8 protein-coding genes are annotated in these 12,322 nt (G+C 64.5%); 4 read left to right on the forward strand and 4 right to left on the reverse strand.

Going from position 1 to position 12,322, the window contains the following annotated elements; genetic code table 11:
* The first annotated feature begins 24 nt into the window (after positions 1–24).
* The 4 genes from J0O65_RS26295 (at position 25) to J0O65_RS26310 (ending at position 6,734) form a co-directional block, all read left to right on the forward strand.
* Positions 25–2,751 (forward strand): type VI secretion system Vgr family protein, encoded by a 2,727-nt coding sequence (locus J0O65_RS26295; RefSeq protein ID WP_215410060.1) that lies wholly within the window; start codon positions 25–27, stop codon positions 2,749–2,751.
* A gap of 23 nt (positions 2,752–2,774) precedes the next feature.
* On the forward strand, positions 2,775–5,024 hold the full coding sequence (locus tag J0O65_RS26300; RefSeq protein WP_215410061.1) for a T6SS effector phospholipase Tle3 domain-containing protein: 2,250 nt from the start codon (positions 2,775–2,777) through the stop codon (positions 5,022–5,024).
* Positions 5,025–5,719: 695 nt separating this feature from the next.
* Entirely contained in the window at positions 5,720–6,442 is a 723-nt protein-coding gene (locus tag J0O65_RS26305) for a hypothetical protein (RefSeq protein WP_251374003.1), read from the forward strand.
* Positions 6,443–6,470: 28 nt separating this feature from the next.
* Positions 6,471–6,734, forward strand: a complete 264-nt coding sequence (locus J0O65_RS26310) for a PAAR domain-containing protein (RefSeq protein ID WP_133989897.1) — start codon at positions 6,471–6,473, stop codon at positions 6,732–6,734.
* Here the strand turns inward: J0O65_RS26310 and J0O65_RS26315 are convergent.
* The 4 genes from J0O65_RS26315 to J0O65_RS26330 all read right to left on the reverse strand — a co-directional run bounded on the left by J0O65_RS26315 (position 6,731) and on the right by J0O65_RS26330 (position 12,182).
* A complete protein-coding gene (locus J0O65_RS26315) occupies positions 6,731–8,053 on the reverse strand; it encodes an aspartate aminotransferase family protein (protein WP_215410064.1) in 1,323 nt (440 codons plus the stop codon). The genes J0O65_RS26310 and J0O65_RS26315 overlap by 4 nt on opposite strands.
* Before the next feature lie 79 nt (positions 8,054–8,132).
* The gene (locus J0O65_RS26320; RefSeq protein WP_215410065.1) at positions 8,133–9,020 is read right to left on the reverse strand and encodes a MurR/RpiR family transcriptional regulator; all 888 of its coding nucleotides are present in this window, start codon (positions 9,018–9,020) and stop codon (positions 8,133–8,135) included.
* A gap of 44 nt (positions 9,021–9,064) precedes the next feature.
* Entirely contained in the window at positions 9,065–9,349 is a 285-nt protein-coding gene (locus tag J0O65_RS26325; RefSeq protein ID WP_215410067.1) for a hypothetical protein, read from the reverse strand.
* 169 nt (positions 9,350–9,518) lie between these two features.
* Positions 9,519–12,182 (reverse strand): TonB-dependent receptor, encoded by a 2,664-nt coding sequence (locus J0O65_RS26330; RefSeq protein ID WP_251374004.1) that lies wholly within the window; start codon positions 12,180–12,182, stop codon positions 9,519–9,521.
* Positions 12,183–12,322: the final 140 nt, after the last annotated feature.

Genomic DNA, 12,322 nt, shown 5'->3' on the forward strand with positions numbered 1-12,322 from the left:
ATGAATGCTGGAAGGAAGGAAACCATGGAAGACTTCGCGCAATGGATGGAAGTGGACAAGGACTTGACTGCAGGAAACCGCGCCTTGCGGCTGCGCCTCGCTTACCCGGAAGGCAGCAATGAGGATGTCTTGCTGCCGCAGCGCATCAGCGGCAGCGAGGCCATCTGCGGCGGCCTGGAATACCGCATCCTGTGCGTGGCCACCGAGGCGCAGTTGCCGCTGAAACAGTTCATCGCCGTGCCGGCCGAATTGCAGATCGTTACCGACCAGGGGCAACTGCGCAGGGTGTGCGGCATCGTCGCCGAAGCGTGCGCGGGGCAGGGCGACGGCGGCCTGGCCACTTATCAGCTGGTGCTGCGCGATGGATTGGCGTTGCTGGAAAAGCGTATCAACACGCGCGTGTTTCGCAACAAGCATGAATTGCAGATCGTGCAGCTGCTGTTCGACGAGTGGCGGCAGTGCAATAGCGTGCTTGCGGCCAGCCTGGAGCTCGCCATCGATGCGGCGCTGGCGGCGCGCAGCCTACCCATGCGCGAATTCACGATGCAGCACAATGAATCCGATGCCGCCTTTATCCGCCGCCTGCTGCGGCGCCGCGGCATCGCCTGGTGCTTCCAGGCGGGAGCGCCGGCCGGCCCGAACGCCGCCGCCACGCCCGTGCATACCCTGCTGCTGTTCGACGACGCCAGCCGCCTGGCGCACAACGCGGCGGGCACGGCGCGTTATCACCGCGAGGACGCCACCGAGGAAAGGGATACCGTGACGGCCTGGAGCGCCGTGCGCCGATTGCAGCCTGGAAAGTCCGAACGCTACAGCTGGGACGATGGCCACCCGCACAGCCCGCAGTTCATGGCCACGCGGTCGCACGGCGGCGTGGATCAGGGCGGCAATGGCAATCGCCTGGCGGCCAGTCTCGACGACTACATCGTGGAGCCGCCGCTGGCCGCCGCCAGCAACGACGATTTTCGGCAATTGGGCCAGCTGGCGATGGCGCGCCACGATATGGACAGCAAATGTTTTCAGGGCGAAGGCTGCGTGCGCGACTTTTGCGCGGGCCAATGGTTCAGCCTGGAAGGGCATGCCGACATCGACAGCCACCCGGTGGCCGAGCGCAGTTTCGTCATCACGGCCTTGAGCGTGGCGGCCAGCAATAACTTGCCGACAGGGCTAGACGCGCGGGTCGAGCGCCTGTTTGCGCAGAGCGGCTGGCAGCGCGATGCCGGTCCCGATGGCCAGGCGGGCTTGCGCTACCGCAACCGTTTTACCTGCGTGCGGCGCGGCATCGCCATCGTGCCCGCTTTTGATCCGCGCGGCGATTTTCCCGTCGTGCGCCTGCAAAGCGCGCTGGTCGTGGGGCCTGCCGGCGAAGAGGTGCATTGCGATGCGCTGGGACGGGTCAAGGTGCGCTTTGGCGCCACGCGCACGCCGGACCACGCGCATGCCAACGGCAGCGGCGCCTCCGATACGGAGCGCGATTCGGCCTGGGTGCGCGTGGCATCGAGCTGGACCGGCAATGGCCCGGGCAGCGGCAGCCAATGCGGCACGGTGAGCTTGCCGCGCATCGGCGCGGAAGTGCTGATCGATTTTCTCGGCGGCGACCCGGACCGGCCCATCATCGTCGGCCAGTTGTACAACGCCGTGGGCGCGCCGCCGGGCTTGAGCGCGCGCGGCGCCTTGCCCGGCAACCGCTATCTTTCCGGCATGCGCAGCCGCGAAGTGCGGGGCGGACGCGGCAACCAGCTGTGCTTTGACGATACGCCATCGCAAATCAGCGCGCAGCTGGCCAGCGACCAGGCAGCCACGCAATTGAATCTTGGCTACCTGACCGAGCCGCGCAGCGACGGGGCAGGGCGGCAGCGCGGCGACGGCTTTGAATTGCGCAGCGACGCCAGCGGCAGCGTGCGCACGGCCCGCTCGCTGCTGATTTCGGCCTGGAAACAGCTGGGCGCCAGCGGCAAGCAGCTCGACGGCAGCGAGCATGCCGCCGTGATGCAGGAGTGCCTGGAATTGTTGAGCTCCTTGGGCGAGTTTGCCGCCCGGCACCAGGCGTTGGCGCTGGATGCGAGCGGCAGCAAGGCGCTGGGGGCCGCCATCGCCGCCGACCAGCCCGCTATCAGCATCACGGCGCCCGAAGGCGTGGCGTTGAGCACGCCCAGGAGCATCGCCGGCAACGCAGGCACGAATATTGACCTGGTGGCCCAGCAGCATCTGCAACTGAGCGCGGCCCAGCGCTGCAACGTCAACGCGGGCAAGGGCATTTCCCTGTTCGCGCACCAGGACGGCATCGTGCAGGTGGCCCACTTCGGCAAGTTTGTGCTGCAAAGCCAGCATGACTTGCTGCAGGCGGATGCCGCCAAGGAAATCCGCCTGACGGCCGGCACGCGCCTGGTCGGCGTGGCGCAGGACGAGATCACCTTCATGACGGCGGGCGGCGCCTACCTGAAACTGTCCGGCGGCGCGGTGGAGCTGGGCGGACCCGGCGCGCTGACGGTGAAGACCGACGGTCATCACTGGAACGGTCCGGCCAGCATGAAAGGCGAGCTGCCCACCTTCGGCGAGGGCGAGCTGGGCCGCGTGCCGCGCTTGCTGCGTCCCACCGACGGCTTGTCCGTCGAGGGCGTGGAAGTGCACATCGAGCGTGAAGGTGACAGCCCGTTGACGGGCGTCAGCGGTGCCGACGGGCGCGGGCCGAAGGTGGCGACCGATCATCTGCAGCGGCTGAAGGGCTTCTTCTTCCGCCGCCGTTCCTGAACCCCGACACTGGAGACCACGCCATGCAGTTCGATCCCCGCCCGCCGCTGTGCGACGACCCCCAAATCGATATCCTCGGCCAGTTTTCCTGCAACGCCAATTTCCAGAGCAGCGATTGGGACACGCTGCAGCAGTTGCCGCTGCCCGGCATCATCATCTTCGTGCACGGCGTCAATTCCGATGGCGAGTGGTACGCGGCGGCCGAAGAAGGCCTGTGCAAGGGCCTCAACGAGCGCCTCAAGCGTTCCTGCCATCACCTGCGGCACCGTGGCGTGGAGGGTGGCGAACTGAAGGCGGTCAATTATGGCGCCGAGATCACGGCCGAAGGCTTTCTCCATCCCGAGATGTCGGCCGACACCCTGATCCGCGATGCCGGCACGTTTTCTCCCGTGATCCGCTTTCGCTGGGGCTACAAGGCTTCCGGCGAAGAACTGCAGCAATACGGCAAGGGCATCTACCTGAACGAACAGGATTACTGGGGCGGCGGCCCGTTTGCCAATGGCTGCAGCGCGCTGGCAGACCTGTGGAAGGAGGGGCTGAGCGAGGATTTGTTTTTGTGGAACACCATCCAGCACATGAATCCCTTTTCGGAGCGGCAAGTGTACAGTTGCCCGCCGCGCCCGTATTTCGTGCTGGCCGCCTATCGCCTGGCCAGGCTGGTCGAAGCCATCCGCCAGCAGCAGGCCGATGTGCCCGTCACCATCGTGTGCCACAGCCAGGGCACGATGGTGGCGATGGCGGCCGCCTTTCTCGGCGCCCGCCTGCCCAAGGCCGATGGCGTTCCCTGCGTGGCCGATAACTATGTCATCTGCAATTCGCCATACAGCCTGGCGAAACGCAATAGCGCCGAGAACTGGGTAGCCGGCAATCTGCGCGCGGCGGACGGCAGCACGGGCCGGGTGACGGTGCAGGCGCGCCTGGATACCTTGAGCAACTTCTTTGCCATCATCCGCCAGCGCGCCACCCTGGGCGAGCTGCAGACAGACGAGGAAATCGACCGCTGCATGGCCAACCTGCAGCACGGTTTTTCCGCCGCCCAAGATCGTGAACGATACGGGATTGCCGGCGCCGCGCGCGGCGGCAAGAAGTCATCGTATGGCAGGGTGACCATCTATTGCAATCCGCACGACGTGGTGGTGTCGTCCGTGGCCATCGAGGGCATCGGCTGGCGCGGCCTGTCGGGCTCGCTGGCCAAGGACAGCAAGGACGGCGGCGAGCTGGCCGCCACCGACGCGGCAGGCGTGTGCGTGCAGCGCGTGTTTGCCCAGGGTTTCGAGGTGGGCAAGCAAGGCAGCTATCACTACTGGACCGATCACTGGCGCAAGCCTGCGCCGGGCGGCAACGATTTCTGGTTTCCGGCACAGAAATATGCGTCGTATTCCATTAAACAGGGTGTCGAGGCCAGCCAGGAGAGCCGCTTGTCCACCATCCTGACGGTGGGATTGGCGCCCCTGTTCATCGTGATGACGGGCCTGGCCCGCAGCCCCTGCAATGCCTCGCCCCACAAGGATTGGAAAATCGAGCTGAACGCGCCCGACTTGGCTCTGCCCTTCAAGCCGCAGTCCTTGCGCTTTGGCCAGACCAGCGAGGAATTTGACGAAGGCTACGAGCCGCCCGGCGAATCGCGTCAGGCCGGAAAACAGCGTACCGCCGGTGACGATTACCTTGCCGATCATGCCATCCCGCCCGGCGGCCTGCAGGGGCAGGCGGGAAAAGACGAGGCCAAACGCATGGACAGCGCGAAGGGCACGGCTGGCGACGAGGCGCGTTTGCGGTTCGAGCAGCGCGCGGTGATCCGCGCCCAGGCGGTGCGGGAAGGGAAGAGTCCCGCAGGTCAAAAAGTGCAGCAGGAAATGCCCAACGCCACGCCCGACGCCGCCTACCAGCAATGGCGCAGCACGCGCATCGGCGAAATGATGTCCAGCCAGGCGGGCGCCTACGCCACCGACCATTCCTCCATCCTGACCAACCCCATGCATGCGGAGCGGGCGCTCGCGTACGACGTGGCGGTGGGCGTGTGCCGCATCAAGCCGGACCAGCTGCGCAAGTTGCGGGTGGCGGCGGATTGGAGGTTGTTGAGAGCGCTAAATAATACTGAATCCGCTAAATTGTTCGAAGAATATTTTAATGATGGGAAATTGCATGGTTTGACCATCACTCAATGGTCTCAGCAGACGGGTGGGGAGTGGAGTCTTCCTGTATCCATAGTTGACGTGAGAGAAAACCCTGCTCCTGATTCGCATCCCAATTCCGGTGAGCGAGCATTTAACTAAAGCCCATTTCGTAGCTGGATATTAAATTTTTAGTGTATTGCAGAATGTTTCAATTTTTTGGAGGCTATACCGTGGTTAGATCTATACTTTTTTATGCGCTCGGTACGTTTCTGATTGTCTTGATTCTGTCAGCCTGTGTACGCTTGCGTACACCTACAAGCACAAAGGTGGTATCTGTAACCTCAAATACTCCTATGCCAGTAGCGCGGCCATTCATGGCCCAAGTCGTTGGTTTGCAATGGCTAAATCCTTTGCAGCGTAGAGACTATCCAACTGAGTGGCAGCTACTTTGGACCCTCGGCCTGACAAGACCGAATCCGAACGATGACATGGTAAAAGAAAAACCTGAAAAATACTCTAAGTTGCAAAGTATTGCCTCCATTGCCATAGGCAATGAAGGCACCGAAACTTTCGATGGATACCATGAAAAATACATTAATGAATTAATGAACTTATACCATGATGTGTATTACTCTGATCCAGAATATTTTTACAATGTTCATTCAGCCGAGGACAAGTCACGCTGGCGAGAGTTGGCTGGTATCCATATCGAATATGCCCTGCCAGAAGGTAAGCTCGATCCGGTAGAAACGATAGCATTTGTGCGCAAAAGAGTTGCAAGGACTTTTAGCATCGGCAACATCCACTCTCCCACCCTCTGGACCCGCTCCACCCCGCCCGACGTCCGCGTCACCATGGGCGGCCCCAACGCCGGCTTTACTTCACTTTCCGCCGCGCTCGACTACCTGCAAAGCCACCCGAAGGAAACCGTCTGGGTCATGAACTGGGATGCGCCCAGCCGGCCTCTGGACCGGCAGATCAACGAGAACCTGGTACTGCTGGTGCTGGCCGGCCCTGACTACAAGACGGAGCGGGCGCCGCTGGCGTGGCTAGGCTATCCGAGCACGAAACAGGCGGTGGATTTTGAAGTCAAAAAGGGCGAACCGCCGCGCCTGGTGCAGGCGTGGACGGCGGCCATCGAAGAGGCTGCCGCGAAGGCCAACCGGCAAGATACCGAGATCGGCTATCTGATCCACGACGCGGGCAATACGCACCAGGATTCGTCCGCACGCCTGGGCGCACTGGCGCAGACGCTCACTCTGCAGTTGCCGGAATTCGACTTTCTCAAGCAAAGCTTCAATCTGACCGCCGTGCTGGGCGAGACGGGCGCAGGCACCGCCCTGACGAACGTGGCGCTGGGCATCGCCTATGCGCACCATTTCGGCAAGCCCGTGCTGGTGGCCGGCACCAGCGACCTGTCGGCCCCCGTGGCGCTGGTGGTGGCGCCGCCCGCTGTGGTTCGACCGATCCGGGCCGACAAGCCGTGGTTCCGCGCGCGCGGCGGCAACCATGCGTACTTGCCGTGGTGGGGCTTGCGCCACGATGCGCCCGAGTATTACCAGGGGTTTTCGCAATGAAGCACCGCACTTATTCTGGGAGAAAAGCATGCGTGGCGTGATCCGCTTGAACGACCCCACCAGCCACGGCGGCAAGGTGGTGGGAGCGGCGCCGAACAGCACGGTGCTGGGCGTGGCCGTGGCGCGCAAGGGCGACCCTTGCGTGTGTCCGATCAAGGGCCATGTGCGCTGCGTGATCGCCGAGGGTGATCCGCAGGTGCTGATCGATGGCGTGCCCGTGGCGTTTGACGGCCACAAGACCAGCTGCGGCGCCAGCCTGATGTCTACCGTGGGCAACAGCGGGCGTGCTTAGGCCAGGCTCGTGTCGATGGCCGCGCCCAGCTTGTCGACGAGCTCATCGACGTGGCTGGCGGCTATGATGTAGGGCGGGGCCAGCAGGATGTGGTCGCCGTACAGGCCGTCGATGGTGCCGCCCATGGGATAGCACATCAGCCCGTTTTGCATGGCGTGCGCCTTGATGCGCGCGTGCAGGCGGCGGGCCGGGTCGAACGGTTGCTTGCTGGCGCGGTCCTGTACCAGTTCCAGGCCCAGGAACAGGCCGCGGCCGCGGATGTCGCCCACGTGCGGGTGCGCGCCGAAGCGCTGCTGCAGGCGCTCTTTCAGCAAGCCGCCCATGGCGCGCACGTTGGCCAGCAAACCGCGCTCCTCGATCTGCCGCTGCACGGCCAGCGCGGCGGCGCAGGCCGTGGCGTGGCCGACATACGTGTGGCCGTGCTGGAAGAAACCCGTGCCGGCGCGGATGGTGTCGCGGATGTCCTGCGACACCATCACGGCGCCGATCGGTTGGTAGCCGGCGCCCAGGCCCTTGGCGATGCAGATCAGGTCGGCCGTGACGCCTTCCTGCTCGCAGGCGAACAGGCTGCCCGTGCGCCCCATGCCGCACATGACTTCGTCGAGGATCAGCAGAATGCCGTGGCGCTGGCAAATGTCGCGCATGCGCTGGAAGTAGCCGGCGACGGCGGGCAGGGCGCCGGCCGTGGCGCCGACGACGGGTTCGGCGATGAAAGCCATGACGTTCTCCGCGCCCAGTGCGGCGATGTTGTCTTCCAGTTCCTGGCCCAGGCGCGCCACGTAGTCGCCGTCCGTTTCATGGGCCGGCTGGTCACGGTAAGCATAGCAGGGAGACACATGGGTGACGTCGATCAGCAGCGGCTCGAACTGCTGGCGCCGCCACGCGTTGCCGCCCGTGGCCAGCGCGCCCAGGGTATTGCCGTGGTAGCTCTGGCGGCGCGCGATGACGTGGCGGCGTTGCGGCTGGCCCCGTTCGACGAAATACTGGCGCGCCATTTTCAGCGCGCTTTCCACCGCTTCCGAACCGCCCGAGACGAAGTACACGCTGTCGATGCCGACTGGCGCGCGGGCGACGAGGAAATCGGCCAGCTGCTCCATCGGCTCGCTGGTGAAGAAAGAGCTGTGCGCATACGCCATGCTGGCCACCTGCTGCTGCACGGCGGCGATGACGGCCGCATCTGAATGGCCGAGGCAAGAGACGGCCGCGCCGCCGCAGGCGTCCAGGTAGCGTTTACCGACGGCATCGATCAGGTAAGGACCGTCGCCGCCGGTGGCGACGGGATAGCTGGCGGTCAGGCTGCGGTGGAAGACATGGCTCATGGCATCGCTCTCATATCGGCAAGGAGACGCCGATTATAGGATGCGTTACGCCGCATTGCAACGTTTGATGCCTATATTTTTATTTTACATCATTTGATGTTTTTGCGTAGGCGCCCAGCGCCCGCAATTGCTGTTCCGCCGCGCCGATGGCCTGCACGGCATCTGGCCCCGCGCGCGCCACCAGCAATTCCACCAGGCTTTCCACGGCCGCGACGCCGGCCACGATGGAGGGGAAGAACGAGGGAGTGTCGACGGCGATGACGATGCTGGCGTCGGCCTGCAGGGCCAGCGGCGAGACGGCGCTGTCGCTGATGGCGACCACCTGGCAGCCGGCCTGGCGCGCCGCCTGCGCCACCAGCAGCGCTTCGCTCGAATACGGCGCGAAGCTGACGACGACGACGGCTTCGTCCGCCTGCAGGGCGCGCAAGTCCATTTCCAGGGTGCCGCCCTGGCCGCTCAGCAGTTGCACGCTGGGGCGCAGCAGCCGGTACAGGTAGTGCAGGGTGTAGGCGATGGGGTGGGCGGCGCGAAAGCCGGCCACGTGCACGCGGGGCGCCGCCTGCAGCAGGCTGGCGGCCGCGTCCAGGGCGCCATGGTTGGCGCTTTCCGTGGCGGCCAGGTTGCGTTGCTGCACCGTGAATACTTCGGTGACAAGATTTCCTTCCTTGCCGGCCAGCGCGCCCGCCTTTGCCGCATAGCCGCTTGGCCCCGCGCGCAGGCGTTCCACGAAGATGGCTTTCAGCTCGGGCCAGCCGGCAAAGCCCAGCTGTTGCGCCAGGCGCACGAGGGCGGCCGACTGCACCTGCGCGCGCGCGGCGATGCTGCGCATCGAGGAGACGGCCACCTCGTCCGGGTGGTCGACCAGGTAGCGCGCGCCAGCCTGAAATTGCGGACTCAGCTGCGCATGGCGCGCCTTGATCAGGTCCATCAGTGCCGCATAGGAGTCGTGGGGTGTCGCTGCCTGCATCGCCGTGCCTCAGTTGATAGGTTGCGGCGATGGTACAGGATTCGTCAGCGCGCCGGTAGCGGCGACGCTTGCGCCCGGGCGGCCGTGCGTGGACGCAGGCGGGCAAACAGATGCGGCCCGGCCGGTTTGCGGCGCGGCCCGGTCGTCAGCACGCGCAAGGCGGTGGGCAGCGGCACGTCGTGGCAGTGCAAAAACAGGGCGGCGGCGCCCGTGCCGGCCATTTCCTGTAACGCCAGCGCATGCTCGACCAGCGCCGCCGTGCGCATGTCGAGCCGCACCGGGATGTCGGGCTGGAATAACTGTGTGTCGATGGGCCGTGCATTGCGCATGCTGTCCCCGCCGGGTTCGCTAGTCAAGCTGCCAGCATAAAAGCGCCCGGGCGGCGCCATTTTGCGTTGAATCAATTCCTGTGCCTAATAGATTCCACAAAGCAAAAAAACGCCAACCGTTGCCGGCTGGCGCTGAAAACCCTCGAAGGAAGAAAGGGTGGGGGACGGGCTAGTAGCTCCAGCGCAAAGACAGGCTGACGACCTTGTCATAGCGCCGCACGTCGCGCACATAGTCCGGCGTGTCGTGGTAGTCGCGGTAGGTCGAGTCGAGCAGGTTGTTGGCGTCCAGCGTCACCGTGGTATGCGCATTGAGCTTGTACGACAACGACGCATCCAGCGTTTTGGTGGGCGCCACGGTCAGGTGGATGCCCTTGCCGCGGTAGTTGTAGTCGTCCACATATTTGTCGCGCCAGCTGTAGGCCAGGCGCGCCGACCACGGTCCCTGTTCGTACAGGCCGACGATGTTGGCCGACCACTTCGACATGCCCGTGAATGGATGCACGCCGCCATTCAATTCTTCCAGCTCGCCCGTCATGTAGGTGGCGTTGGCCTGCAGGCCCAGGCCGCTCATCCAGCCGGGCAGCTTGTCGTAGAACTGCTGGTAGGCCATTTCCACGCCTTGCAGGTGGCCTTTCGACGTGTTGCGCGGGCGCGTGATGTCGTACTCGATGCCGCCATACGTTTCCTTGGCCGAACCGGACAGGATGTAATTCTTGAAGTTGTGGCGGAACACGGTGGCCGTGACGGAACCCGTCTGCGCGAAATACCATTCCAGCGCCGCATCGAGGTTCTTGCCTTCCACGGGTTTGAGGTCGGGGTTGCCGCCGCTGCCCGTCGGACGCACCATTTCCAGGCTCTGGCCCAGGGTCACGCCGGGATTGAAGTCGGCGAAGTTCGGGCGCTGCACCGCCTTGCCGGCCGTCAGGCGGGCGATCAGGTCCTGGCGCAGCATGGCTTTCAGGGTCAGGCTGGGCAGCACGTCCGTATCGGACGTTTTCACGCGCACCAGCGTGACGACGCCGTTTTGCGAGGAATTGCCTTGCAAGTCCTGCCTGGTCTGCACCACGCGCACGCCCACGGTGCCATCGACCGGCACTTGCGCCAGGTCAAAGCCGATGCGCGCCTTGCCGTAGATGGCATTGGTTTTTTCCACATCCTTGAAGTGGGTCATCGGATCGTCCGGGCTGCGCTCGGTGCTGCCCGTAAACAGCTGGCGCAAGGTGTCCGTGTTGTTGAGCATGAAGTCGCGGCACGGCGTGAGCCAGCTTTGCAGGCCGAAGTTGCCCGTGTTCTGGTGCGAGGTGCAGGCCAGGCCGGGCAGGGCATCGGCAGTCATGATCGACGACAGCCCCCCTTGCACGTTCTTTTCGCGGATCGATTCGGCCTTGCGCTTGGCCAGGCGCACGCCGCCCGAGAATTCGCGGAAGAAGCCCGTGCCGTCCATGTCGTAGGTGGCGTCCGCGCGCCAGTCGGTGGAGCTGCCTTCGTCGTGGCTGTGATTGTCGTAGAAGCCGAGCAGGGTGTAGTTCTTCGGGTCCAGCATGTTGTAGCCGGGGTAGCTGATCTGCGCGCCGCCGTTCACGTTCGTGCTGCCGATGACGCTGGTGGGATGGGCGAGGAAATCGAGGATGGGAAATTCGCGCTCGAAATTGCTCACCGTGCGCGCCAGTTCCGTCGTGGCGCGCAGCTGCGGCGTGATGTCCCAGCGCGCGCCGATGGCGCCTTGCGAACCGATCGAGCGGTCGCGCCGCGCCTGGGTCGAGCCGAGCGTGAACGGCGACCAGGGGCCGTCGATCTTGCCCACCGTGGCCGCCTGGCTGGTGCCGGGGATCAGGGTGATGTCCGGGTTTTGCCCCCAGGGCAGCGTGCCGACGAAGAACTGGCTGTCGAACGCGTGCTTGATCAGGGTCGACATGCCTTCCGCATACACTTCCACCTGCGAGTTCGGACGCCACTGGAAGGCGGCGTTCGCCGCATAGCGCTTGCGGTCGCCCACGGTGGGGATCATGCCGACGGAGTCCGGGCCCGTGATGTTGCCCGCTTCCGGGTGCTTCACGGGTTCGGCGTTCCAGATCGTCTCGTCATAGTATTTGCTGCGCTGGTAGGACAGGCCGAGCAGGGCGCCGAATTCGCCGTATGCGGTCTTCCAGCGGTTCGAGAGCATGCCGCTGACGTTCGGGTCCGTCGAGCCGGACTTGTCGCGGTGCTCGGCGCGCACGTTGCCCGACGCCGTGAAGCCCTTGAAGTCGAACGGGCGGTTGGTGCGCACGTCGACCACGCCGGCCGTGCCGCCTTCGACCATGTCGGCGCCCTGCGATTTGTACACGTCCACGCGCTGCAGCATGGCCGTCGGAATGTCGGCCAGGTACAGGCTGCGGCCCACGGACGTGAACATCTCGCGGCCGTTGAGCAGGGTCACCACGCCGGGCAAGCCGCGGATGATGACGGAACCGGCCTCGCCGCCCTCGCGGCGGATCTGCACCCCCGTCACGCGGCCGAGGATTTCGGCCACGTTCTTGTCGGGGAATTTGCCGATTTCATCGGCGACGATGGAGTCGACCACCTGGTCGTTGTTTTTCTTGATCGTCTGCGCGCTCTGTGCCGCGCGGCGCACGCCGGTGACGGCGACGACGGCGATGCCGGCATTGTCGGCTGGCGCCGCCGGTGCTGCCGTTTCCACCGTTTCTACGGCTTCCACGGCGGGCGCCTGTTGCGCCCAGACGGAAGCGCTGCTCAGCAGGCCGGCGCCGGCCAGCGCGGCCACCGTGGCCTTCAAGGTCAGCCGTGTGTTTTGCCTGGGCGTGCGGGTGCCCGTTGCCATCGATTGCTTCATCTTGTCTCCACCTGTTTTTTAGTTATGTTGAGAACGCCGCGGCAGTCGCCGCCGGCGCTGGAACTTGCTCAGAAACATGGTAGGTGGGAATGACTTTGCCCCACAAATGACTTCTTTTGCGATGTCAATATCTATTCCGG

The organism is Janthinobacterium sp. JC611, from assembly GCF_018682595.1.
In the GTDB taxonomy this organism is placed as follows: Bacteria; Pseudomonadota; Gammaproteobacteria; order Burkholderiales; family Burkholderiaceae_D; genus Janthinobacterium.